Here is a 24,251-nt window from a genome sequence, read left to right as displayed (position 1 = left end):
CCCAGTCCGTTCGGCCCCCGATGCGATCCGCGTCGGGCCGCGCAGTCCGTTCGGCCCCCGATGGGGGGCACGTCCGGCGGCGGCGGTCCGTCGGCCCCGGTCGCGGGGCGTCCGGCGGCGCAGTCCGGCGGCCCCCGCGTCCCCGGTCAGGGCCGCGGGCGCCGCTCAGCCCAGCGGCACCGGCTCCGGCAGCCCCACCGGCCAGCTGTGGACCGGGTCGCCCTTGCGCATCAGCTCGCAGTAGCGCCGGGTCGTCGCCGCCAGGGCCGCCTCGCGGGACAGTCCCTTCTCCTGCGCGCTGTGGAAGGTGGCCGCCTGCCAGGTCGCCCCGTTCGCGCGCCGCCGACACCGCTCGTCGATCACTCCGAGGTAGAGGTCCCGGTCGACGGGCTCGATGCCCCACGCGTCGAGACCCGCCTCAGCCAGCGGCAGCAGCTCGTCGCGGACCAGGCTGACCGCGTCGACCGTCGTGGTGCCGCCGAGCCGGCCGCGTCGCGGCCACTCCAGGCGGGCGTCGATGCCGTACCGGCACGCGGCGTCGAAGTTGGCGGCGGCCGCCTCGAACGGCAGCCGGGTCCACACCGGCCGCGCGTCCTCGGCGAGGGCGCGGACGACGCCGTAGTAGAAGGCCGCGTTCGCGACCACGTCGGTGACGGTCGGCCCGGCGGGCAGCACGCGGTTCTCCACCCGCAGGTGCGGGACGCCGTCGGCGACGTCGTAGACGGGCCGGTTCCAGCGGTAGACCGTGCCGTTGTGCAGGACCAGCTCGGCGAGCTTGGGCGTCCCGCCGGCGTCGATCACCGCCAGCGGGTCCTCCTCGTCGCAGATCGGCAGCAGCGCCGGGAAGTAGCGCAGGTTCTCCTCGAACAGGTCGTGCGCCGAGGTGATCCACCGCTCGCCGAACCAGGTGCGCGGCCGCACGCCCTGGGCCTTGAGCTCGGGTGGGCGGGTGTCGGTGGACTGCTGGAACAGCGGCGGCCGCGACTCGCGCCACAGCTCGCGGCCGAAGAGGAACGGCGAGTTGGCACCGAGAGCCACCTGTACGGCGGCGACGGCCTGCGCGGCGTTCCACACGTCGGCGAAGCGGCCCGGCGTGACCTGGAGGTGCAGCTGCACGGAGGTGCAGGCCGCCTCCGGAGTGATCGACCTGGAGGTGCACCGCAGATGTTCCACACCCTCGATGTCGAGCGTGAAGTCCTCACCACGGGCGGCGACGATCTGGTCGTTGAGCAGGGTGTAACGGTCCACGTCGGAAAGATTGGACGAGACCAGATCGTCCCGGTCCAGCGTGGGCAGAATGCCGATCATCGCGATTCCGGCGTCGACCTCCGATGCCTTGCGGTCGGCGTAGGCCAGGGCGATGCGCAGTTCCTCGGCAAGCCGGTCGAATACCCGGTCTCCGAGACGGTGGGGGGCTATGTTCACTTCCAGGTTGAACATGGCGAGTTCTGTTTGGAAGTCACGGCTCGCGATCCGCTCCAGCACTTCCGCGTTGAGCATTTTCGGCAGGCCGTCGGCGCCCACCAGATTCAGTTCGATCTCCAGCCCCATCAGGTTCTTCGGACGGTCGAACCGCTGCTGGGCCAGAAGCCGCTCCAGCCCCGTCAGGCACTGCTGCAGCTTGTCGCGATAGCGCTGGCGATCGGACAGGTCGAACGAGCCTGCCACGACCTTCTCGCCCATCGAAGCGTCCCTTCCTCAGGTGGGGCGGGGCCCGGTGATCGGGCCTCCGGTGTCCGGTGCACGGGGGATGATGCCCAGCCGAAGCGATCCATAACGCATGCGCGCTCCAGCGGGAGCGGCTAGGCTTGCCGGGTTGTCCGGCGGGTTGTCCAGTGGCACATTCGCAAGGCATACGGCGCCCGGCATTTTCCCCGGGAATGGATCTCGTAAAAAACGCCGACGAGAATTGGCCGACCCCTGGACCTGCACTTCCCGAGGTCACCGCCGTTCATCCCCCGCGGAATCGGGATGATTCCCGCGAATCGCCGACCGAATAGTCTCTTGCCGTGTGCTCCGGAAACGGCTAGACGAAACACAGGCTGAACACGTGTCGTATAAACTCGCGGGACAGGGCAGCAGGTTGGCGCCCCCGGTCGAAGGCTTGTCGTCGGGGTGACGGACGACGGGCCACAGCGCACCTCTTTCCCACTCCGACCCAGGACCCTGCCTAGCCGACCCCTGATCCCGAGAGCTGACAGCGTCGTCCGCCCACGCCCCGCCCTCACGCCACCGTGCCTGCCGAATGAGAGGCGACCCACCATGCCGCTGCATGTACCCCCGGCTCCCGCGCCCGCACTTCGCTCCGTCCTCACGGCACTCGGTTCCCCGACCGCGGTCCGTCAAGCACCCACTCCGTCCCTCCGTAATGCCGAGGGGCCGGCGACGCCCGATCTGCCGCTGCCCGTGCACGTGCTGGAAGCGATCACCCCGGAGGGAGTGCGGGCCACGCGGCTGGTCGGCTGGCGTTTCCTGATCCGCTGCGGGGAGCGAGCGGTGGCGGCGGCCGAGACCCGGCTGACACCCGACGGCTGGGCCTTCTCGCACTTCTTCGAAGGACCCTACGTCGCCTCCACCGAGCGGGCGCTGCGCCAGGCGGAGTCGGTCGGGCAGCCGTACCAGGCGCGACTGCTGTCCGTGCCCGCGCTGTACATGCTCACCCTGTGGCTGCACGGGGACTGCGCGGCGGACGCGGCGACGGGGCATCCGCAGGCCACCGATCTGCTGGTGCCGCTGGCGCCTGCGCCGCCGGGGATCGCCGCGCACCGCCCGCACCGGGTCTCCGACCTGCTGCCGGTCCTCACCCTGCGGGCCACCCCGGCCCCGCTGCTCGGCCAGCCCGCCTGACCTGCGTCTCACCGGGTTTGCCCCGGCCTTCGGCACACCGGGCCCCGCTTCCCCACCGGAAGCGGGGCCCGCGCACACGGCGCCCCCACTTTCAATTCGCTCGAACGAGCAATTCATCGCTCGTACGAGGCTGCTCGAATAACCGCCCGCCCCATCCGGACTAGTCATCCCCGGCCACGGGAAACCACCCGAACGTGCAGGTCAGTTGCGCTGAACCAGCCGCGCGGGTGATGCGTCATCATTCTGTGAAGGAGCGGTGCTGCGAAATCCCTGCGGATTGACGCCCGTGGGGCAACACTGGATTCCGACCGACTTTCCAACGGGGGCGGACATGACCACAACAGAGCGAGAGATCCCACCCACCATGTGCCAGCACCAGCCGCCTTGCCCGTCAGCCGATTCAGCCGACCGGGAGTCCGCCCGTCTCGTGGCGCACCACCCGGAGCAGGGCTGGAGCCTGCTGTGCAACGGCGTACTCCTCTTCGAGGACACCGGCGAACTCCTGCCCAACGGCAAGATCATCGCGCCGCACCGCCCGCTGGACGCCGGCCGGGTGATGACGGCCGCCTGATCCACCACCTCCCGGGGCCGGCCGCAGCCACCGCTGCGCACCGGCCCCGCACGCTGCGCGCCCTCTCCCCGCCGCACCCGCCCCGCGGCGGGGTCAGCGCCGCTCGACCAGCTCCCTCAGCGCGAGGCTGAGCCGCAGCACGTTGACGCGGGGCTCGCCGATGAACCCCTACGTGCGCCCCTCGGTGTGCTCCAGCTGATGTCACCGTCAGAACCTCTCCGGGAAGATCGGGCGAGGACGAGACAGCGGCGGCCTCCCCGCCCGACGCGCGTTCGGTGCCCGAGGGGCCGCGCGGATCCGTCCCGGCGCCCCTTCCGGGAACCTCCCGGCCCCCGCCCTCCGGCCGGTCACCGCACTCCCCGTCCGGCGCAATCGCCGTCTCCCACCTGCGGCCCACCTGCACCGCCAGTCTTAACGCAAGATTGACGCTCCCCGGCCCTCGATCCGAAGGCCCCTACGTCACGCTCCGCATACGCTGGTGCCGCCGACCGCGTGATGGCCGAATCCACACGCCGAGCCGCACTTCAGGAGCACCCCGATGGCCACCACCGAGCACCCCCCTCCCAGTCGTCTGCGCACGTGGATGCTGGAGGGGCTGTCCGACATGGGCAAGAACGGCGGACACACCGGGCCGCACGCCGCGCCGGAGCCCCCGCACAAGGGACAGCGCTGGTACCGGGTGATGTGCCTGACCGGTGTCGACTACTTCTCCACCCTCGGCTACCAGCCCGGCATCGCCGCGCTCGCGGCCGGCCTGCTCTCCCCCGTGGCGACCCTCGTGCTGGTCATCGTCACCCTCGCGGGCGCACTGCCCGTCTACCGCCGCGTGGCCAAGGAGAGCCCGCACGGCGAGGGGTCGATCGCGATGCTGGAGCGGCTGCTGTCGTTCTGGCAGGGCAAGCTGTTCGTGCTCACCCTGCTCGGCTTCGCCGCCACCGACTTCCTCATCACCATCACCCTGTCGGCGGCCGACGCCTCCACGCACCTGGTGGAGAACCCGCACCTGACCAGTGCCCTGCACGACAAGCAGATGCTGATCACGCTGCTGCTGGTGGCCCTGCTCGGCGCGGTGTTCCTCAAGGGCTTCCTGGAGGCGATCGGCGTCGCCGTGGTACTGGTCGGCATCTATCTGCTGCTGAACGTGGTCGTCGTGATCGTCGGCTTCTACCACGTGGTCACTGCCGGGCATCTCGTCACGGACTGGTCCAACGCCCTGACCGCCGAGCACGGAAACGTTTTTGCGATGGTCGGTGTGGCCCTGCTCGTCTTCCCCAAACTGGCGCTCGGCCTGTCCGGCTTCGAGACCGGCGTCGCGGTGATGCCGCACGTGAAGGGTGACCCGGGCGACACGGAGGCCGATCCGGCGGGCCGCATCCGGGACACGAAGAAGCTGCTGACCACGGCCGCCCTGGTCATGAGCTGCTTCCTGATCGCGACCAGTTTCATCACCACGCTGCTGATCCCGGAGCGGGAGTTCGAGCCGGGCGGCGCCGCCAACGGCCGCGCGCTGGCCTACCTCGCCCACCACTACCTCGGTGGCGCCTTCGGCACGGTCTACGACATCTCCACCATCGCCATCCTGTGGTTCGCCGGAGCCTCCGCGATGGCCGGGCTGCTCAACCTGATGCCCCGGTACCTGCCCCGCTACGGCATGGCCCCGCACTGGGCCCGCGCGGTGCGCCCGATGGTCCTCGTCTTCACCCTGGTCGCGTTCCTGGTCACCTGGATCTTCGACGCCAACGTCGACAAGCAGGGCGGCGCCTACGCCACCGGCGTGCTGGTGCTGATCAGTTCCGCCGCGATCGCCGTGACCATCGCGGCCCGCAAGGCCGGCCAGCGCGGCTGGACCATCGGCTTCGCGGTGATCTCGGCGGTGTTCCTCTACACCACGGTCGTCAACGTCATCGAGCGCCCGGACGGCGTGAAGATCGGCGCCTGCTTCATCGCCGGCATCATCCTCATCTCCTTGCTGTCGCGCCTGCTGCGCGCCTTCGAGCTGCGGGTGACCAGCGTGACTCTGGATCCGATGGCCGAGCGGTTCATACGGGACATGTCGAGCCGGAAGATGCGCTTCATCGCCAACGAGCCCGACCGGCGCGACAAGGCGGAGTACCGCGACAAGATCGAGCAGATCCGCGAGGACAACGACATGCCGGAGCAGGACGACTTCGTCTTCGCCGAGGTGACCGTCACCGACCCGTCGGAGTTCGAGGGCGGTCTCACTGTGTGCGGCGAGGTCCTGCACGGCCGCTACCGCGTCCTGACGCTGCACTCCCCCTCCGTGCCCAACGCCCTGGCTGCGCTGCTGCTGCACGTCCGTGACACCACCGGCTGCACTCCGCACATCTACTTCGAGTGGACCGAGGGCAATCCGTTCCGCAACTTCCTGCGCTTCTTCCTCTTCGGTTCGGGCGAGGTCGCCCCGGTGACGCGTGAGGTGCTGCGCGAGGCCGAACCGGACCGCGAGCGGCGCCCTCGCGTCCACACGGGCTGACACCCCCCGCGCCCACACCGGCTGACACACCGGCCGCCCCGCATCGGGTGCGTGTCGCCCGCGCCCTTATCGTGACCGGCATGCAGTCCTACACAATCGGCCAGGCAGCCCGGCTCCTCGGCGTGAGCCCCGACACCGCGCGCCGCTGGGCGGACGCCGGCCGCGTGACCACCCACCGCGACGACAGCGGACGGCGGCTGATCGACGGACGGGACCTGGCGGCGTTCTCCGTGGAACTCGCGAAGGCGGGCACCGGTGAGGAGGAGACGCCGTACACCTCCGCCCGCAATGCCTTCCACGGCATCGTCACCGCCATCAAGCTCGGCGACGTCGCCGCCCAGGTGGAGATCCAGGCCGGGCCGCACCGGCTGGTCTCCCTGCTCACCCGGGAGGCCGTCGAGGAGCTGGGCCTGGAGGTCGGCATGGAGGCCACCGCCCGCGTGAAGTCGACAAACGTACACATCGACCGCGCCTGACCCGCGCCGCAGACACATGCGTCACGGGTGCCGTACGAACGCACATGCCGCCCGTGACATCCTCCGGCATAGCTCATGCGATGCGACAGCAGACTTCTCCCTGGCAGATGCGCCAGTATGATCGGCAGATGGGAGGGGTCCGCTGGGCTGCCTCCGCCATGAGCACCGAGGGAGTCAACCCGTGATGACCCGTCCCGCCCGCCGGACCCTGTCGATCGCCGGTGCGTCGGCCGCCGCGCTGCTGGCGCTGAGCGCCTGCTCCTCGTCCTCCGACTCGGCCGACTCCTCCGGCTCGTCGGCCACCTCGAGCGCGTCGTCGTCGCCGCAGGTGACCGGCACGGTCACCGTCTTCGCGGCCGCCTCCCTCAAGGAGAGCTTCACCGCTCTCGGCCAGGAGTTCGAGAAGGCCCACCCGGGCACCAAGGTGAGCTTCAACTTCGGCGGCAGCGACTCCCTCGCGGCGAGCATCACCGGCGGCGCCCCCGCCGATGTGTTCGCCGCCGCCAGCCCGAAGACGATGAAGATCGTCTCGGATGCCAAGGACACGGCCGCGGCGCCGACCACCTTCGTGCGCAACCAGCTGGAGATCGCCACCCTGCCGGGCAACCCCGACAAGGTCGCCTCCCTGAAGGACCTCACCAAGTCCGGTCTGAAGGTCGTGCTGTGCGACAAGAAGGTGCCGTGCGGCGCAGCCGCCCAGAAGGCCCTCAAGGCGAGCAGTCTGACGCTCACCCCGGTCTCCTACGAGCAGGACGTCAAGAGCGCCCTGACGAAGGTCGAGCTGAAGGAGGCCGACGCCGCCGTCGTGTACAAGACGGATGTGAAGGCGGCCGGTGACAAGGTGCAGGGCGTGGAGTTCCCAGAGTCGGCCAAGGCCGTCAACGACTACCCGATCGCCCTGCTGAAGGACGCGCCCAACGCCCGGGCCGCCCAGGCCTTCATCGACCTGGTCAGGTCCGCCGAGGGCCAGAAGGTGCTGGCCGAGGCCGGGTTCCTGAAGCCGTGACGTCCCTGGGCAGGACCGGCGCCGCGGACACCCTTCAGGGCGGTCCGCGGCGCCGCCGCGCCCGCACGGGCGTCCCCCTCGCCCTGCTGCTGCCCGCGCTGCTGGGCCTGGCGTTCCTGGTGCTGCCGCTGGCCGCCCTGCTGATCCGGGCGCCTTGGAGCACCCTGCCGGACCAGCTGACCAGCACCGAGGTGTGGCAGGCGCTCCAGCTGTCCCTGATCTGCGCCACCGCCGCGACCGCGCTGAGCCTGGTCGTCGGCGTGCCCCTGGCCTGGCTGCTGGCCCGGACCGAATTCCCCGGACGCGGTCTCGTGCGCGCCCTGGTGACCCTGCCCCTCGTCCTGCCGCCGGTGGTCGGCGGCGTCGCCCTGCTGCTCGCCCTCGGCCGCAACGGCGTGATCGGGCAGTGGCTGGACTCCTGGTTCGGCGTCACCCTGCCGTTCACCACGACGGGCGTCGTCCTCGCGGAGACCTTCGTGGCGATGCCCTTCCTCGTCATCAGCGTCGAGGGCACCCTGCGCGCCGCCGACCGCCGCTACGAGGAGGCCGCGCAGACCCTGGGCGCCTCCCGCTTCACCGCCTTCCGCCGGGTCACCCTGCCGCTGATCGCGCCGGGCGTCGCGGCGGGCGCGGTGCTCGCCTGGGCGCGGGCGCTCGGCGAGTTCGGGGCCACGATCACTTTCGCCGGCAACTTCCCCGGCCGGACACAGACCATGCCCCTCGCGGTCTACCTCGCGCTGCAGAACGACCCGGCGGCGGCCATCGCGCTCAGCCTGGTGCTGCTCGCCGTGTCCGTGGCCGTGCTGGCGGGTCTGCGGGACCGATGGATGAGCGCCTCATGACCGGCACCGGGAAGAGCGCCCGTGACCGACGCCGAGAAGACCCGCTCGACGCCAAGAGGACCACCTCGTGACCGACACCGAAAAGTCCAGCTCGTGCACCGAGACGACCGCCCCGTGACCGACACCGAGAAGCCGACGACCGTATCCCCCGCCCGAGGCGCCGAGGGTCTGGACGCCCATCTCGTCGTCGACCGCGGCTCCTTCCGGCTCGACGTGACCCTGAAGGCAGCTCCCGGCGACGTCGTCGCCCTGCTCGGTCCGAACGGCGCCGGCAAGACCACCGCCCTGCGCGCCCTGGCCGGACTCGCTCCGCTGACCGGCGGCCGGCTGTGCCTCGACGGCACGAGCCTGGACCGTACCCCGCCCGAGTCCCGCCCGGTGGGTGTCGTCTTCCAGGACTACCTGCTCTTCCCGCATCTGACGGCCCTGGACAACGTGGCGTTCGGGCCGCGCTGCCAGGGAGCGAGCAAGGCGGAGGCCCGCGCCGAAGCCGCCGGGTGGCTGGAGCGGATGGGCCTCGCCGAGCACGCCGGCGCCAAGCCGCGCCGTCTGTCCGGCGGCCAGGCCCAGCGCGTCGCCCTCGCCCGCGCGCTCGCCACCCGGCCCCGGCTGCTGCTGCTGGACGAGCCGCTGGCCGCCCTGGACGCCCGTACCCGCCTGGAGGTGCGCGCCCAGCTGCGCCGCCATCTCGCCCGGTTCGAAGCCGTGGCCGTCCTGGTCACGCACGACCCGCTGGACGCCATGGTCCTCGCCGACCGCCTGGTGGTGATCGAGCACGGCCGGGTGGTCCAGGAGGGCACCCCCGGTGACATCGCCCGCCACCCGCGCACCGATTACATCGCCCAGCTGGTCGGCCTGAACCTCTACCGCGGCCGGGCCGACGGCCACACCGTGACCCTCGAGGCCGGCCCCGAGATCACCACCACCGAGCACCTCACCGGCCATGTCTTCGTCGCGTTCCCGCCGGGCGCGGTCACCCTGCACCGCGAGTGCCCGACCGGCTCCAGCGCCCGCAACCTGTGGCGCTGTGAAGTGGCCGGCCTGGAGACCCACGGCGACCAGATCCGCGCCGACCTCACGGGTGAGCTGCCTCTGGCCGCCGACCTCACCACGGTCGCCGCGGCCGAGCTGGACCTGCACCCGGGTGCACCGGTCTGGGCGACCGTCAAGGCGACGCAGACCCACGCATACCCGGCCTGACCGGACACCGGCGCTACGGTGGGGCGCCATGACCCTGAGCATCCGCAACCAGCTCTCCGGCACCGTCACCGCCGTCCAGTCCGGCGAGGCCATGGCCACCGTCCGGGTCCAGCTGAAGGGCGGCCGGGAACTCACCGCCGCCGTCACCCTGGACGCCGCAGAGGACCTCGGCCTCGCCCCGGGCTCCGCCGTCCGCGCCCTGGTCAAGTCCACGGAGGTCTCTCTCGCGACGGGCCCCGTCGAGGGCCTGTCGATCCGCAACCAGCTGCCCGGCACGGTCACCGACGTCACCAGCGGCGGCGCCATGGCCATCGTCAAGGTCGCCGTCGAGGGCACCGAGCTGACCGCCGCCATCACCAAGGACGCCGCCACCGACCTCGCGCTGTCGGCGGGCTCCTCCGTCGTCGTCCTGATCAAGGCCACCGAGGTGGCCCTGGCGACCGCCTGAAACGGAACGAGGGCCCCCGAAGCCGGGGGCCCTCACTCACCTCAGGACGTCTCAGTCCTCGTACGCGTCCAGCGGCGGGCACGAGCAGACCAGGTTCCGGTCACCGAAGGCCTGGTCGATACGGCGCACCGGCGGCCAGTACTTGTCCGCGGCCGACACACCGGCCGGGAAGACGGCCTCCTCGCGGCTGTAGGCGTGCTCCCACTCCCCGCCGAGCGCAGCGGCGGTGTGCGGGGCGTTCCGCAGCGGGTTGTCCTGCGCGGACCACTCGCCGGAGCCGACCTTCTCGATCTCCGCGCGGATGGCGATCATCGCGTCGCAGAATCGGTCCAGCTCGGCCAGGTCCTCGGACTCGGTCGGCTCGATCATCAGCGTGCCGGCCACCGGGAAGGACATCGTCGGCGCGTGGAAGCCGTAGTCGATGAGCCGCTTGGCGACGTCGTCCACGCTCACGCCGGTCGCCTTGGTCAGCGGGCGCAGGTCGATGATGCACTCGTGCGCGACCAGGCCCCCGGGGCCGGTGTACAGCACCGGGTAGTGCGGCTCGAGGCGCTTGGCGATGTAGTTCGCGGACAGCACGGCGACCTGCGTGGCCTGCTTCAGGCCCTCCCCGCCCATGAGGCGGACGTACGCCCACGAGATGGGCAGGATGCCCGCGGAGCCCCACGGCGCGGCCGAGATCGGGCCGACGCCCGTCTCCGGGCCGGCGGTGGGCTGCAGCGGGTGGTTCGGCAGGTACGGCGCGAGGTGCTCGCGGACCGCGACCGGGCCGACGCCGGGGCCGCCGCCGCCGTGCGGGATGCAGAACGTCTTGTGCAGGTTCAGGTGGGAGACGTCACCGCCGAAGTGGCCCGGCTTGGCCAGGCCGACCAGCGCGTTCAGGTTGGCGCCGTCGACGTACACCTGGCCGCCGGCCTCGTGGACCTGGGCGCAGATGTCGGCGACGTGCTCCTCGAACACACCGTGCGTCGACGGGTAGGTGATCATCAGCACCGCCAGTTCGTCGCGGTACTGCTCGATCTTCGCCCGCAGGTCCTCGACGTCGATCTCGCCGTCCTCGGCGGTCTTGACGACGACGACCTTCATGCCGGCCATCACGGCGCTGGCGGCGTTGGTGCCGTGCGCGGAGGACGGGATGAGGCAGACGGTGCGCTGCTCGTCGCCGTTGGCACGGTGGTAGCCGCGCACGGCCAGCAGACCGGCCAGCTCACCCTGGGAGCCGGCGTTCGGCTGCAGCGAGACCTTGTCGTAGCCGGTGACCTCGGCGAGACGGTCCTCCAGCTCGTGGATGAGCGTGAGGTAGCCCTCGGCCTGCTCGGCGGGCGCGAAGGGGTGCAGCTGGCCGAACTCGGGCCAGGTGACCGGCTCCATCTCGGTCGTCGCGTTGAGCTTCATGGTGCAGGAACCCAGCGGGATCATGCCGCGGTCGAGCGCGTAGTCGCGGTCGGACAGCTTGCGCAGGTAGCGCAGCATCGCCGTCTCGGAGCGGTGCTGGTGGAAGACCGGGTGGGTCAGGTAGGCGTCGGAGCGCAGCAGGTCCTGCGGCAGCGCGTCACCGGCGGAGGCGTCCAGCGCCTCGATGTCGCCCTCGACGCCGAAGGCGCCGAACACGGCGGCCAGCTGGTCGCGGGTCGTGGTCTCGTCGCAGGCGAGGGAGACGTGGTCGGCGTCGACCAGGTACAGGTTGACCCCGTTGTCCCGCGCGGCGGCGACGACCTCGGCGGCCCGGCCCGGCACCCGCACGGTGACGGTGTCGAAGTAGACGCCGTGCACGACCTCGACGCCGCCGGCCTTCAGGCCCTCGGCGAGGATGCTGGCGTACCGGTGCGTGCGCTGGGCGATGCCCTTCAGGCCGTCCGGCCCGTGGTACACGGCGTACATCCCGGCCATCACGGCGAGCAGCACCTGCGCGGTGCAGATGTTGCTGGTGGCCTTCTCCCGGCGGATGTGCTGCTCACGCGTCTGCAGCGCCAGCCGGTACGCCTTGTTCCCGTCCGCGTCCACGGACACGCCCACGAGCCGCCCGGGCAGGCTGCGCGCGAACTTCTCGCGTACGGCCATGTAGCCGGCGTGCGGGCCGCCGAAGCCCATCGGCACACCGAACCGCTGCGTGGTGCCGACCGCGATGTCCGCGCCCAGCTCGCCCGGCGACTTCAGCAGCGTCAGCGCCAGCAGGTCGGCGGCGACGGTGACCAGCGCGCCCAGCTCGTGCGCCTGGTCGATGACCGGCTTGATGTCGCGAACGGCACCGGAGGCGCCCGGGTACTGGAGCAGCACGCCGTTGATCTCGCGGGCGGCGATGTCGGCCGGGATGCCGTCGCTGAGGTCGGCGACGACGACCTCGACGCCGGTCGGCTCGGCACGCGTCTGGATGACGGCGATGGTCTGCGGCAGCGCGTCCGCGTCGACCAGGAAGAGACCCTTCTTGTTCTTGCCCATGCGCAGGGACAGCGCCATCGCCTCGGCGGCGGCCGTGCTCTCGTCGAGCAGGGAGGCACCGGAGGTGGGCAGACCGGTCAGGTCGGCGACCGTGGTCTGGAAGTTCAGCAGCGCCTCGAGCCGGCCCTGGGAGATCTCCGGCTGGTAGGGCGTGTACGCCGTGTACCAGGCCGGGTTCTCCATGACGTTGCGCAGGATGACCGGCGGCGTGAAGGTGCCGTAGTAACCGAGGCCGATCATCGAGCCGAGGACCTGGTTGCGGTCGGCCAGGGAGCGCAGCTCGGCGAGCACCTCGGCCTCGCTGCGGGCGCCCGGCAGGTCGAGGGCGTCGGCGTTCTTGATCACATCCGGCACCGCGGCGGCGGTGAGCTCGTCCAGCGAGCCGTACCCCACCTGGGCGAGCATCTTGGCCCGAGCCTCGTGGTCGGGGCCGATGTGACGCTGCTCGAAGGGAATCCCCTTCTCGAGCTCGGAGAGCGGAATGCGATGGGCGGTCATTGCGGAGGCCTCCTGGTCTGACACGACCTTCGAGGGGCACCACGGCACGGGTACCCGAACGGCCTCCCCCTCTGTCATCTCGACCTGAGAGCTTCACCGGAGCGCCCGAGAGCACCCGGCTTTCACCGTCGGTGAGAGCGGAGGCCGTCGGCACCCGCCCTGCTTTCCAGAGTGACCTCGTCCGTGCGGTACGTGAGCCTGAGAGATTCCGGGGAGGATTTGCTCCTTCGGCGCCTCCGATGATGTCTGGAGGACTCTCCCGCACGGGGTCAGCAGCCGTAGTCAGCCTACCAGCGAGGTCAACGCCGGGGCCCTCGAGTGGCCGCCGTCACGATTGTGCTCTTTCGTAGTGCTTACAACAGTCTTGCGAGCGAGTGGAGGGCCCGTGCAGACCGAGATCGATCCGCGCAACCTGATCGGCCGCAAGGCGTTCGACCGCAGCGGCGTCAAGATCGGCACCGTCGACGAGGTCTATCTCGACGACGCGACGGGCGTGCCGGAGTGGGCCGCCATACGAACGGGTCTGTTCAGCAGGGACGCCTTCGTCCCGCTGGAGCCGAGCGAACTGATCGAGGGCGCACTGCACGTCCCCTTCGAACGCGCCCTGATCAAGGACGCCCCCGACTTCGGCGTGGGCCGCCATCTCTCACCGGAACAGGAACTCCAGCTCTACCACCACTACGGCCTCGACATCGCCGCCCCTCCCCCGCTCCAGGACCACGACTTCGGCAAAGTGGCGGGCACGGAGGAGCCCTGACCGGCAGATCCGGACCGAACCCATTCCCACCAGCACACCCGTCCCCACGCGGCAGTACGGGGCCGGCACACCCGTGTACGCCGCTTCAGCCGAGGGAAGACGGCCCCCTCCACCCGCTGGCCGCCGGGTGGCCGGCCTCGGTGCCGTCGGCCGCTCGCCCGTCGGCCGCAGACCCGGCCCCCGGTCCGGCCGTCCCCGGAGCCGCTTCGTCGAGGTGCGCCGCCGGGACGTCCGGTCTTCGCACCAGCGGCAGCGGTTCCGTCGGCTCCAGCGCGGGGTCGTCCGTCCGGAACGTCCGGACCCGGCCCGGCTCCGAGTCCGGTGTCTCGAAGCGGACCGTGACCCGGCCCAGGCCGCTGCCCTGGATCCACCCGTGCCCGTACTCCGTGTGCCGCACGTCGTGCCCCGGCAGCCAGCGCCGCTCCGCCGGCTCGGGTTCCTCGGCGAGGGGCTGCGGCGCGTGTGGAACGTCGTCGTCCTCCTGCGGTGCCTCCGCCCGCGCCCGCGCCCCCGCCGCCTGCGCGAAGAGGTCCTCCTGGGTGTAGTCGGCCAGCCCGCTGACGCCGACGCCGAGCAGCCGCACCCCGCCCGTGGTGTCCACCGCGTCCAGCAGCCGCAGCGCCGCCTCCCGGACCACCGCGGGATCGTCCGTGGGCCCGCGCAGCGTCTCCGACCGGGTGAGCGTCGAGAAGTCGTACCGCCGCACCTTCAGCACGATGGTCCGCCCGGACAGGCCGGCGGAGCGCAGCCGCCGCACACACCGGTCGGCCAGCCGCTGCACCTCGAGCCCGATCCGCAGCCGGTCGTGGATGTCCACGTCGTAGGTGTCCTCGACGGAGACCGACTTGGCCTCCCGCTCCGCCACCACGGGCCGATCGTCGTGCGCCAGCGCCATGGCGTACAGACCGTGCCCGTGGGCCTTGCCCAGCAGCCGGACCAGTTCGTCCTCACCGGCCTCCACGATCTCGTCGACCGTGGTGATCCCCGCCCGCCGCAGATGGTCGCCGGTCGCCGGCCCGACCCCCGGCAGGGTCCGCACCAACAGCGGCCCGAGCAGCGCCCGCTCGGTACCCGGCTCGATCAGCACCAGCCCGTCCGGCTTGGCCCGCTCGGAGGCGATCTTGGCGATCATCTTGGACGCGGCGAGCCCCACCGACCCGGTCAGCCCGGTGACCGCCCGGATGTCAGCGCGCAGCTTCAGCCCCGCCCGCTCGGCCGACGCACTGTCCCAGGCGACTCCCCCGGCCTCCAGGTCCACGAACGCCTCGTCCAGACTGAGCGGCTCCACCAGCGGCGAGAGCGCCCGCAGCAGCCCCATCACCTGTTCGCTGATCGCCCGGTAGAAGGTGAAGCGGGGCGTGAGATACGCGGCGTTCGGCGCCAGCCGGCGCGCCTGGGCCGTGGGCATCGCCGAATGGACCCCGAAGACGCGCGCCTCGTACGACGCGGTCGCCACCACCCCGCGCGGCCCGAGCCCGCCCACGACGACGGCTTTCCCGCGCAGGCTGGGCTTGGACGCCTGCTCCGCCGAGGCGAAGAAGGCATCCATGTCCAGATGCAGAATCGTGGGCGCGGTCCTCACATGTCCGATCCTGCACCACACAACTGACAACGCCGCCCCGACGGCCGGTCCGGCACGGTCCCGCGGCGGCGGAGCCGGCACCGCGTCGCACGGCGGCAGCCGAGGCTGCGGGCCAGAGCGCCCGGTTGCGCTAGACCGCCCGGTTGCGCCGACGCGCCAGCTCGTCCCCCGGGTTGTGCCCGACCAGGGTCTCGCCCGTGTCGACACGCTCGCCGTGCAGCTGCGACAGCGCGTGCTCCACGTCCCGCCACACCACGCCGACGGCGATGCCGAAGATGCCCTGTCCGCCCTGCAGCAGGGCGTGCACCTCGTCGGGCGAGGTGCACTCGTAGACGGTCGCGCCGTCGCTGAGCAGGGTCATGCGCTCCAGGTCGCTGAATCCCCGCTCGCGCAGGTGCTGGACGGCGGTGCGGATGTTCTGCAGCGACACCCCGGTGTCGAGGAACCGCTTGACGATCTTCAGGACGACGACGTCACGGAAGCTGTACAGGCGCTGCGTACCGGAACCGTAGGCGGGCCGCACGCTGGGCTCGACAAGTCCGGTGCGGGCCCAGTAGTCGAGTTGCCGGTAGGTGATTCCGGCGGCCGCGCAGGCCGTCGGACCCCGGTAGCCGATCTCCTCGGACGCCATGGACGTCGCCTCTCCGCCGCTCGGCACGGCCGTCGGTCGCTGCGGAGCGTGATCGGTCGCGCTGCCGGGATGGGCATACCCGCTGCTCGAGCGCAGCCGAGAGCCAGGGGAAGGAAGGGGACCGCTCCCGCCGAAACCGCGTTCGGGGGCACCCCCAGCCCTACCGCCGCCGCTGCTTCTCACGCCGACCTCCGTCCTCGACCTGCCTTCTCGAAGGTAGGCAGCCACCAGGGGTGCGTCAACGACCGCCACACTCGGCACGCCGAGTGATAATCACCCTAAGAGTGGTTTCCCGTACCCCATCGCGGGGAAAGGCTAGCCGAATGCGCTCGAGGCAGGGCGTAGGACGCTCTCACGCGCCATCGGCACATGCCGACATTGTCGACCGCCGCGCCGCACGCCGCGACCTGCGCGGACCGGACCTCCCGGCCCGCGCCGGCCCCGTTTCCCGCGGCTACTGGCTGCTGGTGCCGAAGTCCTCCGGCGAGATCTGGTCGAGGAACTCGCGGAACTTCTCCACCTCGTCCTCCTGCTCGTCCGGAATGGCGATGCCCGCGTCGTCGAGCACCGCGTCACTGCCGTAGATCGGCGTGCCGGTGCGCAACGCCAGCGCTATGGCATCGGACGGACGGGCGCTCACCTCGACGCCGCTGGCGAACACCAGCTCGGCGTAGAAGACGCCTTCACGCAGGTCCGTGATGCGGACTTCGGTGAGTTCCTGACCGACGGCCTCCAGCACGTCCTTGAACAGGTCGTGGGTCAGCGGCCGCGCGGGGGCCATGCCCTGCTGGGCGAAAGCGATCGCCGTCGCCTCCCCCGGCCCGATCCAGATGGGGAGGTAACGGTCGCCTCCCACTTCGCGCAGGAGCACGATCGGTTGGTTGGAGGGCATTTCGACCCGGACACCTACGACATCGAGCTCGTTCACACAGCAACCCTAGGCCGTGCCCGGGATGTTTGGGTAGTCGGGCAGGGAACGCATGGATGATCATCACATCCGGCGCCCGCCCGGCTCAGGGCAGCCGCACCCCGAGAGCGGTCTGCACCAGCGCAGCATGCAGCTTGACGGCGAGGTCCGCCAGCTCCTTCGTCCGGTCCTCGGCATGAGCCCTGGTCTGCGGATTGCGGTGGCGCTTGAGCGGGGCCACCACCTGCTCCACCAGCCCGGCCTCGCGGTCGGCGGCGGCCTTCATCACCCGCAGATGGCGCGGCTCGATCCCGAACCGGCCCAGCTGGGCGATCAGCGAGGCCACGGTGACCGCCTCCGCGTCGTACACGCCCTCCTCCAGCTGAGCGATCAGGCCGTACGACTCCCACTCCTGGAGTTCCTGCTCCCCGATCTCCGCGGCGGCCAGCAGCTCGGCGCGGCCGATCCGGGCGACGGTGGGCTGCTGCGGCAGCTCACGCAGCTGCTCGCCGTCCCTTTGCCGGCCGAGCGTCGGCAGGCGGACGCTCTCGCCGCGCTCCACGGCGTCCAGGTGCTCGCGAATCACCTTCAGCGGCAGATAGTGGTCCCGCTGCATCCGCAGCACCCGGCCGAGGCGCTCGACGTCCTGGGCGCTGAACTTGCGATAGCCCGAAGGGGTCCGCTGCGGCTCGATCAGCCCCTCCGACTCCAGGAAACGGATCTTGGAGATGGTGACCTCGGGGAACTCCTCGCGCAGCACGTTCAGCACGGTGCCGATGCTCATCAGACCACTGTCCGCCGCGGCGGTGCCGTGGCCGGCACCGCCGCCCGGTGTTCGAAGCATGGACCTTCCCTGGGGGTGCCCCCGGACTCAGTCCGAGGGAGGGTCAGTAGCCCCGCTGGCTCGCGTAGAAGACCAGCCGGTACTTGCCGATCTGCACCTCGTCGCCGTTGTGCAGGGCGACCTGGTCGATGCGCTCGCGGTTGACGTAGGTGCCGTTGAGGCTGCCCACGTCGGCGACCGTGAACGTGCCGTCCGGGCTGCGCCGGAACTCCACGTGGCGGCGCGAGACCGTGACGTCGTCCAGGAAGATGTCGCTCTGCGGGTGACGGCCGGCCGTGGTCAGCTCACCGTCCAGCAGGAAGCGGCTGCCCTGGTTCGGCCCGCGACGCACGACCAGGAGCGCGGAACCCAGCGGCAGGGCGTCCACGGCCGCCTGCGCCTCCGGGGACAGCGCCGGAAGCTGCGTCTGACCGGTGACCTCGGCGTCGTAGGCCTCGATGCCTGAGATGGAGATCGTGGACGTCGTCTCGGAGGCACGCTCCGGCACCGCCCCGGCGCGCAGCGGCGCACCGCAGTTGTTGCAGAAGCGGCTGTTCTCCGCGTTGCGGTGACCGCACCTCGTGCAGACCAGGGCCGACATGGACGGATCCTCCTGCTGCGGCTGCCCCGCCGGGGCATGGGACGCGTACGGGTCGGACGAGAACCCTCCACCCGTACCTGAGGTTGACGGTTGGCCGAAACCTATGCCGCCGGCCTGGCCAGGGTCAACAGACGGCGCGCCCTGACCTCCGGAAATGCCACCGCCCGGACCAGCCACCTGGTCCCGGAACAGCGGACGCTGTGCCTCTTCGTCCGGCTGGGCACGATGGCGAGCGGTCGCGTTGCTGTCGCTGCCCTCTCGCGCGCTCTTGCCGAACAACCTCGCAAACAACTTCACGGGCGATTCCCCTTGACCGAAACAGACCCGCCCGTGGGGCAGGACGAACCCTGACTGAACACACCGGTCGACCCGGACATCCTCACAACGTCCGTATCCACCAAACAGTTTCCACCACGCACCACCCCTTCGGTGCGCCGACCCCCCGCAAGCTCATGCCCTCGTGCGACGCCCCCCATGCACCCCCGGTTCACTGGGAGGACGACCGAGCGTAGTCAGGCTGCTTCGCCGCTCGCAAGGCGTCCACGACGATCTTGCTCGATCGCTCGACAGTCACCGTGGCCTGCTCCTTCTCCAGGGTCTGCACCACGCCTCCAGGGATGTTGAGCGCCGGTTCGAGGTCCTGCGGCTTGCCGATGACCTTGAAACGATAGGGCGCGGTGATCTTGTTCCCGTCGACGCTCACGCTCTTGCCGGAGTCGGTCAGGTAGGTGCCGGCGACCACCCGGACATCGTTGACCTGGATCGCCTCCGCGCCCGCCGCGCGCAGCTCCTGGATCGCGTCGAGCAGCATGTCCGCCTGGACCGTCCCCTTCGGGTCGTCGATGGTCATCGTGATGCCGGGGCCCTGCGCCGCCACCGTGCCCGCCAGAATGCCGAGTTGCCGTTCCTTCTCCACCGTCTGCTTGCGGGCCTCCTCGGCCTGGTCGGAGCTGTTCTCCAGCTCCTGGCGCTGCTTGTCGAGCCCCTGCTTCTCGTCCTCTAGACGCTGTGTGCGGTCGTCGAGTTCATCGAGGATCCGGACAAGATCCTCCTGCCGGGCGCCGCGCAGCGCGCTGTCACTGTCGCTGTTGGAGGCGACCTGGACGGCGAGCCCGAAGCCCAGACCGAAGAGCAGCACAGCCACGATCAGTTGGGCCCGCGTGACACGCGGCGGCCACAGCCCCTTCACCAGTCGCTGCCGACCGCTCACCGCACCGTCCGGCGCGGCCCCGGGAGCGGCCTCGGCCTCGGGGGCCTGCGCCGGCACCTCCTCGGGCAACTCCCGGCGCAGCTTGTGGTCGGGTGTCCCGGGCTGGTCGCTGCTGTTCTCGGGCGTCTCGTCCTCGTTGCTCATCGCCCTCACGCCCGGAACACGTGCCGTCGGATCGCCGCGGCATTGGAGAAGATCCGGATGCCGAGCACGACCACGACACCCGTGGACAGCTGCGCACCCACGCCCAGCTTGTCCCCGAGGAACACGATCAGCGCGGCCACCACCACGTTCGACAGGAACGACACCACGAAGACCTTGTCGTCGAAGATGCCGTCGAGCATGGCCCGCAGACCACCGAAGACGGCGTCCAGTGCCGCCACGACGGCGATCGGCAGATACGGCTCGACGACCGCCGGAACCTCCGGCCGGACCAACAGGCCGGCCACGACTCCCACGACGAGGCCCAGTACGGCGATCACGATGTGCCCTTCTCAGTCTTTGCCGTGTTCGGCTGTGCTGTACGTACGATCACGCTCGGCGCCGCGGGCAGCCGGAGGTCGCTCTGCACGGAGATGTTGGTACGGATGCCGTAGTTCTCCTGCAGGGCGTTCAGATACAGCCCGTCCGCGCTGTCCTGGAACCGCGCGCTCAGCTGTTCGCCGTCCCCCACCGCCAGCACCGTGTAGGGCGGCACCAGAGGCTTGTTGTCGACCAGTATCGCGTCCCCCGCGGCCCTGATCGCGGACAGTGCCGTCAGCCGCTGCCCGTTGATCGCCACGGCCTCGGCGCCGGACGCCCACAGGCCGTTGACCACCCGCTGCATGTCCCGGTCGCGCACCCGGCCCGTGTCGGAGAACCCGCTGGTCTCCCGCGGGTTTCCGGCCTGTCCGGAAGTGGCTTCCTTGGCGTCGTCCACGACCAGCTTCACGCCCGGCCCGTGCACGGCGGTCGCCCCGGACAGGATGCCCACGAGCTCCGCCTGCTCGCCGCCCCCGCTCGTCCTGAGCGCCTCGCGCTGCCGCGCGCTCACCTCGTCACGCAGCTGGTCGACGGTGCCCTCGAGGTCGTCGGCCGTCTTCGTCTCCCGGTCGATCCGGTCGAGCAGCTCCTGGCGCTCCTTGGCGACAACGGGGGCCGCCACCCGCGCCTGCGCGGCGCCGACGGTGACCACGAGCGCCGCGAGCACCAGTCCGGCGGCGAGCCCCAGCTTGGCCTTCAGCGTCTTCGGCAGGCCTCCCGAACCGGCCGCCCGCTTACGGGCGGCGGCCTCCGCATAGCCGTCGTCGAGGCTGTGGTCCATGACGTTGGTGAGCAGCGACATGGACGCGTCCGGCCGCGACGGTGGCGTACGAGTGCTCCGAACGGGGGGCTGCTGCGGCATGCCGCACATCGTCGCACGTCGCGACGGATTCCTCCGAATGGCCCCACCGGCGTGCCGGACAGGCCCCTGTTGGGGAGCCTTGTCCGGCACGCACGCGTGCCGTTGCGCCTAGCGTCCCGCGCTGTCCACCACGGCCGACCATTCGTCCAGCAGGGCCTGAGCAGAGGCGTCGTCGGGACCCTCCGCCCACAGATGGGTCACCGCCTCGGCCGGGTCCGGCAGCACCATCACCCAGCGCCCGTCGGGCTCCACGACGCGCACCCCGTCGGTGGTGTCCACATGGCGGTCTCCCGCCGCCTCGACGACCCGCCGCATGACGAGCCCCTTCACGGCCCACGGGGTCGCCAGATCGCGCTTGAGCACGTGCGCCCGCGGAATCCGCGCGTCGATCTGGCTGAGCGTGAGCTGCGTCCGCGCGACCAGACCGATCAGCCGTACGAAGGCGGCCGTACCGTCGTAGACGCTGCTGAACTCGGGGACGATGAAGCCGCCCTTGCCGTCACCGCCGAAGATGGTGCCCTCCTCGCCGCCGACCCTCGTCAGGTCGTCCGGCGAGGTGGTCGTCCACTCCACCTGGGTGCCGTGGTAGGCGGCCACCTGCTCGGCGATCCGCGTGGTCGTCACCGGAAGCGCCACCCGGCCGCTGCGCCGCTCCGCCGCGATCAGGTCGAGCATCACCAGCAGGGCCCGGTCGTCTTCGATGATCCGGCCCTTCTCGTCCACGAGCGACAGTCGCTCGCCGACCGGGTCGAACCGCACACCGAATGCGGCACCCGAGGACGCCACGATCTCACCGAGCCGCACCAGGCCCGCCCGGCGCATCTCCGTCGTCTCGGTCGGCCGGGTCTCGTCGAGACCGGGGTTGATCGTCAGTGAGTCCACGCCGAGCTTGCCCAGCAGAGAGGGCAGCACCAGACCGGCGCTTCCGTTGGAAGCGTCCACGACGACCTTCAGACCCGACTCGGCGATGCCGGTCGTGTCCACGTTGCGCAGCAGCGACCCCGTGTAGGAGTCGAAGACGCTGGCCGGGAAGTGCAGGTCACCGATCTCGCCGGGGAACGCACGCCGGTACTCCTGCCGCGCGAACACCCGGTCGAGCTTGCGCTGCCCGCCCTGCGAGAGGTCGGCGCCCTGCGAGTCGAAGAACATGATGTCGACCGAGTCCGGCACCCCGGGAGTGGTCCGGATCATGATGCCGCCGGCACTCCCCCGCGCGGTCTGCTGCCGCGCCACCGGCAGCGGCACGTTCTCCAGATCGCGTACGTCGATGGCGCTGGCCTGCAGCGCGGAGATCACCGCGCGCTTCAGCGCCCGGGCACCACGGGAGTGGTCGCGGGCCGTGGTGACCGTGGAGCCCTTCTTGAGGGTCGTGGCGTAGGCGCCGGCCAGCCGCACGGCAAGCTCCGGCGTGATCTCCACGTTGAGGATGCCGGACACACCTCGGGCGCCGAAGAGATGGGCCTGTCCGCGGGACTCCCAGATGACCGACTGGTTGACGAAGGCGCCGGCCTCGATCGTCTTGAACGGGTAGACCCGCACATTGCCCTGCACGATCGATTCTTCGCCGACCAGGCACTCGTCACCGATGACGGCGCCGTCCTCGATCCGAGCCGCCCGCATGATGTCGGTGTTCTTGCCGACGACGCATCCGCGCAGATTGCTGTGCTGCCCGACGTAGACGTTGTCGTGCACCACTGCCTTGTGCATGAAGGCACCGCTCTTGACGACGACGTTGGAGCCCACCACGGTGTGCTCGCGAATCTCGGCGCCGGCTTCCACCTTGGCGTAGTCACCGATGTACAGCGGACCGCGCAGAACGGCGTCCGGATGGACTTCCGCGCCCTCCGCGACCCACACGCCCGGCGAGATCTCGAAGCCGTCGATGTCGACGTCGACCTTGCCCTCCAGGACGTCGGCTTGCGCCTTCACATAGCTCTCGTGCGTGCCGACGTCCTCCCAGTAGCCCTCGGCGACAAAGCCGTAGATCGGCTTGCCCTCCTTCATGAGCTGCGGGAAGACGTCACCGGACCAGTCGACGGGCACATCGGGCTGGACGTAGTTGAACACCTCGGGCTCCATGACGTAGATGCCCGTGTTCACGGTGTCCGAGAAGACCTGGCCCCAGGTCGGCTTCTCCAGGAAGCGCTCGACCTTGCCTTCCTCGTCGACGATGGTGATACCGAATTCCAGCGGATTGGGCACACGGGTCAGGCAGACCGTGACCATCGCGCCCTTTTCCTTGTGGAAATTGATCAGCTCGGTGAGGTCGAAGTCGGTCAGGGCGTCACCGGAGATGACGAGGAAGGCATCGTCCTTCAATGCCTCTTCGGCGTTCTTGACGCTTCCGGCAGTACCGAGTGGCTTCTCCTCATTGGCATAGGTGAGCTCCATGCCGAGCTCTTCACCGTCACCGAAGTAGTTCTTGACCAGTGACGCCAGGAACTGCACTGTTACGACGGTCTCGTTGAGCCCATGCCTTTTGAGCAGCCGCAGCACGTGCTCCATGATCGGTCGGTTCGCGACCGGCAGAAGCGGCTTGGGCATGCTCGAGGTCATGGGGCGAAGGCGAGTGCCTTCGCCTCCGGCCATCACGACGGCCTTCATGTCGGAAGCGTCCTCCTCTAAAGACGACGGTCTAGCCGACTACTCCCGTCCAGATTCTCCCGTACTTTCCCAGAGCGGGCCATCGGGGACCGCCGTCACCGTCGACGGGCGAGAGGAGTCAGTCGGCCGTGGCATCCGCTCGGACCAGGCGGCGGACTTGTACCACGTAGAGGACTCCTGCCCACCAGTACAGCGTTGTACCCCATCCGGCGAACGCCCATCCGAAAATAGCAGCGAGTGACGGCAGCCAGCCAGACCCGTCACTGAGCAGCAGCAACGGGAACGCGTACATCAGGTTGAAGGTCGCGGCCTTGCCGAGGAAGTTGACCTGCGGCGGCGGATAGCCGTGCCGGCGGAGGATGCCCACCATCACCAGCAGAACCAGCTCCCGCGCAAGCAGTACAGCGGTCAACCAAAGAGGCAGAATCTCGCGCCAGGTGAGGCCGACGAGAGTGGAGAGGATATAGAGCCGGTCGGCCGCGGGGTCGAGCAGCCGACCGAGGCTGCTGATCTGGTTCCAGCGCCGGGCGAGCTTCCCGTCCAGATAGTCACTGACACCGCTCAGGGCCAGCACGAGAAGTGCCCAGCCGTCGCTCTTCGGGCCGCCGAACTCGGGGCGCAGAATGAGCCACAGGAACAGGGGCACGCCGACGAGCCGCGCCATGCTGAGGATGTTGGGGATGGTGAGGACCCGGTCCGTCTGAACACGAGTCTCCTGGACCTCCACCCGGGGGCCTCCAGTAGGAAATGAGCCAACGATGCCCCCTGACCCTACCTCAACGCAAAAAAGCTCTGGCTCTTGGGCTGTCTGCCCAAGAGCCAGAGCTCTAAAAGGAGTTCGGCGGCGTCCTACTCTCCCACAGGGTCCCCCCTGCAGTACCATCGGCGCTGTAAGGCTTAGCTTCCGGGTTCGGAATGTAACCGGGCGTTT

Annotated in this window: 21 protein-coding genes, 1 rRNA gene, 1 pseudogene and 1 riboswitch; of the genes and pseudogenes, 9 read left to right on the top strand and 14 right to left on the bottom strand. The window is 70.3% G+C overall.

Annotation, left to right across the window (positions count from 1 at the left end; all coding sequences use genetic code 11):
- Positions 1-165 precede the first annotated feature (165 nt).
- Complete coding sequence (locus ACZ67Q_RS26880; RefSeq protein WP_471186874.1) at positions 166-1,683, bottom strand: glutamate-cysteine ligase family protein; 1,518 nt, start codon at positions 1,681-1,683, stop codon at positions 166-168.
- A 579-nt stretch (positions 1,684-2,262) separates the two neighbouring features.
- Between ACZ67Q_RS26880 and ACZ67Q_RS26875 the strand changes: the two genes are divergently transcribed.
- Positions 2,263-2,847 carry a hypothetical protein gene (locus ACZ67Q_RS26875; protein WP_471186871.1) on the top strand — a complete coding sequence of 195 codons (585 nt, stop codon included), beginning with the start codon at positions 2,263-2,265 and terminating at the stop codon, positions 2,845-2,847.
- A gap of 364 nt (positions 2,848-3,211) precedes the next feature.
- On the top strand, positions 3,212-3,418 hold the full coding sequence (locus tag ACZ67Q_RS26870) for a DUF5999 family protein (protein ID WP_366839115.1): 207 nt from the start codon (positions 3,212-3,214) through the stop codon (positions 3,416-3,418).
- A gap of 93 nt (positions 3,419-3,511) precedes the next feature.
- Here the strand turns inward: ACZ67Q_RS26870 and ACZ67Q_RS26865 are convergent.
- Positions 3,512-3,610 (bottom strand): annotated as a pseudogene (locus tag ACZ67Q_RS26865) (potassium-transporting ATPase subunit C); the annotation flags it as partial.
- Positions 3,611-3,956: 346 nt separating this feature from the next.
- Between ACZ67Q_RS26865 and ACZ67Q_RS26860 the strand changes: the two are divergent.
- The 6 genes from ACZ67Q_RS26860 to ACZ67Q_RS26835 all read left to right on the top strand — a co-directional run bounded on the left by ACZ67Q_RS26860 (position 3,957) and on the right by ACZ67Q_RS26835 (position 9,884).
- Entirely contained in the window at positions 3,957-5,912 is a 1,956-nt protein-coding gene (locus ACZ67Q_RS26860) for an APC family permease (protein WP_471186868.1), read from the top strand.
- A gap of 80 nt (positions 5,913-5,992) precedes the next feature.
- Complete coding sequence (locus ACZ67Q_RS26855; RefSeq protein ID WP_471186865.1) at positions 5,993-6,388, top strand: TOBE domain-containing protein; 396 nt, start codon at positions 5,993-5,995, stop codon at positions 6,386-6,388.
- 184 nt (positions 6,389-6,572) lie between these two features.
- Complete coding sequence (gene modA / locus ACZ67Q_RS26850) at positions 6,573-7,394, top strand: molybdate ABC transporter substrate-binding protein (RefSeq protein ID WP_471186862.1); 822 nt, start codon at positions 6,573-6,575, stop codon at positions 7,392-7,394.
- Positions 7,391-8,236, top strand: a complete 846-nt coding sequence (gene modB, locus ACZ67Q_RS26845) for a molybdate ABC transporter permease subunit (RefSeq protein ID WP_471186859.1) — start codon at positions 7,391-7,393, stop codon at positions 8,234-8,236. Before modA ends, modB begins: the two co-directional genes overlap by 4 nt.
- Positions 8,237-8,350: 114 nt before the next feature.
- Positions 8,351-9,436: an ABC transporter ATP-binding protein gene (locus ACZ67Q_RS26840; protein WP_471186857.1), complete on the top strand. Its 1,086-nt coding sequence runs from the start codon at positions 8,351-8,353 to the stop codon at positions 9,434-9,436.
- A gap of 28 nt (positions 9,437-9,464) precedes the next feature.
- Entirely contained in the window at positions 9,465-9,884 is a 420-nt protein-coding gene (locus tag ACZ67Q_RS26835; protein ID WP_471186854.1) for a TOBE domain-containing protein, read from the top strand.
- A 51-nt stretch (positions 9,885-9,935) separates the two neighbouring features.
- Here ACZ67Q_RS26835 and gcvP read toward each other — a convergent pair whose 3' ends face one another.
- A complete protein-coding gene (gcvP, locus tag ACZ67Q_RS26830; protein WP_471186851.1) occupies positions 9,936-12,821 on the bottom strand; it encodes an aminomethyl-transferring glycine dehydrogenase in 2,886 nt (961 codons plus the stop codon).
- Positions 12,822-12,997: 176 nt separating this feature from the next.
- Positions 12,998-13,093, bottom strand: a riboswitch (glycine riboswitch).
- A gap of 113 nt (positions 13,094-13,206) precedes the next feature.
- Between gcvP and ACZ67Q_RS26825 the strand changes: the two genes are divergently transcribed.
- A complete protein-coding gene (locus tag ACZ67Q_RS26825) occupies positions 13,207-13,578 on the top strand; it encodes a PRC-barrel domain-containing protein (RefSeq protein WP_361626691.1) in 372 nt (123 codons plus the stop codon).
- 85 nt (positions 13,579-13,663) lie between these two features.
- Here ACZ67Q_RS26825 and ACZ67Q_RS26820 read toward each other — a convergent pair whose 3' ends face one another.
- The 11 genes from ACZ67Q_RS26820 to rrf form a co-directional block, all read right to left on the bottom strand.
- Positions 13,664-15,160, bottom strand: coding sequence for a DNA polymerase IV (locus ACZ67Q_RS26820; protein WP_471186847.1), 1,497 nt, complete (start codon positions 15,158-15,160; stop codon positions 13,664-13,666).
- 130 nt (positions 15,161-15,290) lie between these two features.
- Positions 15,291-15,974 carry a MerR family transcriptional regulator gene (locus tag ACZ67Q_RS26815; RefSeq protein WP_471186845.1) on the bottom strand — a complete coding sequence of 228 codons (684 nt, stop codon included), beginning with the start codon at positions 15,972-15,974 and terminating at the stop codon, positions 15,291-15,293.
- A 271-nt stretch (positions 15,975-16,245) separates the two neighbouring features.
- Positions 16,246-16,719, bottom strand: a complete 474-nt coding sequence (locus ACZ67Q_RS26810; protein ID WP_053666762.1) for a bifunctional nuclease family protein — start codon at positions 16,717-16,719, stop codon at positions 16,246-16,248.
- A gap of 85 nt (positions 16,720-16,804) precedes the next feature.
- Positions 16,805-17,542 (bottom strand): transcriptional regulator FtsR, encoded by a 738-nt coding sequence (ftsR, locus tag ACZ67Q_RS26805; protein ID WP_471186842.1) that lies wholly within the window; start codon positions 17,540-17,542, stop codon positions 16,805-16,807.
- A gap of 43 nt (positions 17,543-17,585) precedes the next feature.
- Complete coding sequence (locus tag ACZ67Q_RS26800) at positions 17,586-18,419, bottom strand: FHA domain-containing protein (RefSeq protein WP_471186839.1); 834 nt, start codon at positions 18,417-18,419, stop codon at positions 17,586-17,588.
- 190 nt (positions 18,420-18,609) lie between these two features.
- Complete coding sequence (locus ACZ67Q_RS26795) at positions 18,610-19,476, bottom strand: DUF881 domain-containing protein (protein ID WP_471186837.1); 867 nt, start codon at positions 19,474-19,476, stop codon at positions 18,610-18,612.
- 5 nt (positions 19,477-19,481) lie between these two features.
- A complete protein-coding gene (locus ACZ67Q_RS26790) occupies positions 19,482-19,814 on the bottom strand; it encodes a small basic family protein (protein ID WP_003988855.1) in 333 nt (110 codons plus the stop codon).
- Positions 19,811-20,716, bottom strand: coding sequence for a DUF881 domain-containing protein (locus ACZ67Q_RS26785; protein ID WP_471186835.1), 906 nt, complete (start codon positions 20,714-20,716; stop codon positions 19,811-19,813). The genes ACZ67Q_RS26790 and ACZ67Q_RS26785 overlap by 4 nt, the downstream gene beginning before the upstream one ends.
- Positions 20,717-20,824: 108 nt before the next feature.
- Positions 20,825-23,320 carry a sugar phosphate nucleotidyltransferase gene (locus tag ACZ67Q_RS26780; RefSeq protein ID WP_471186832.1) on the bottom strand — a complete coding sequence of 832 codons (2,496 nt, stop codon included), beginning with the start codon at positions 23,318-23,320 and terminating at the stop codon, positions 20,825-20,827.
- A gap of 118 nt (positions 23,321-23,438) precedes the next feature.
- Entirely contained in the window at positions 23,439-24,047 is a 609-nt protein-coding gene (locus ACZ67Q_RS26775; protein ID WP_361626716.1) for a CDP-alcohol phosphatidyltransferase family protein, read from the bottom strand.
- A gap of 109 nt (positions 24,048-24,156) precedes the next feature.
- Positions 24,157-24,251: ribosomal RNA gene (gene rrf, locus ACZ67Q_RS26770) — 5S ribosomal RNA — on the bottom strand; the annotation flags it as partial.

The organism is Streptomyces sp. NPDC036813 (genome assembly GCF_055609245.1).
Note: the sequence above shows the minus strand (reverse complement) of the source record. Positions and strands in the feature narration are given on the sequence as shown.

Coding starts and splice junctions, on each gene's coding strand:
- ACZ67Q_RS26880 (WP_471186874.1), bottom strand. CDS start 1,683: ATGGGCGAGAAGGTCGTGGCAGGCTCGTTCGACCTGTCCGATCGCCAG.
- ACZ67Q_RS26875 (WP_471186871.1), top strand. CDS start 2,263: ATGCCGCTGCATGTACCCCCGGCTCCCGCGCCCGCACTTCGCTCCGTC.
- ACZ67Q_RS26870 (WP_366839115.1), top strand. CDS start 3,212: ATGTGCCAGCACCAGCCGCCTTGCCCGTCAGCCGATTCAGCCGACCGG.
- ACZ67Q_RS26860 (WP_471186868.1), top strand. CDS start 3,957: ATGGCCACCACCGAGCACCCCCCTCCCAGTCGTCTGCGCACGTGGATG.
- ACZ67Q_RS26855 (WP_471186865.1), top strand. CDS start 5,993: ATGCAGTCCTACACAATCGGCCAGGCAGCCCGGCTCCTCGGCGTGAGC.
- modA (WP_471186862.1), top strand. CDS start 6,573: ATGACCCGTCCCGCCCGCCGGACCCTGTCGATCGCCGGTGCGTCGGCC.
- ACZ67Q_RS26835 (WP_471186854.1), top strand. CDS start 9,465: ATGACCCTGAGCATCCGCAACCAGCTCTCCGGCACCGTCACCGCCGTC.
- gcvP (WP_471186851.1), bottom strand. CDS start 12,821: ATGACCGCCCATCGCATTCCGCTCTCCGAGCTCGAGAAGGGGATTCCC.
- ftsR (WP_471186842.1), bottom strand. CDS start 17,542: ATGCTTCGAACACCGGGCGGCGGTGCCGGCCACGGCACCGCCGCGGCG.
- ACZ67Q_RS26795 (WP_471186837.1), bottom strand. CDS start 19,476: ATGAGCAACGAGGACGAGACGCCCGAGAACAGCAGCGACCAGCCCGGG.
- ACZ67Q_RS26785 (WP_471186835.1), bottom strand. CDS start 20,716: ATGCCGCAGCAGCCCCCCGTTCGGAGCACTCGTACGCCACCGTCGCGG.
- ACZ67Q_RS26780 (WP_471186832.1), bottom strand. CDS start 23,320: ATGAAGGCCGTCGTGATGGCCGGAGGCGAAGGCACTCGCCTTCGCCCC.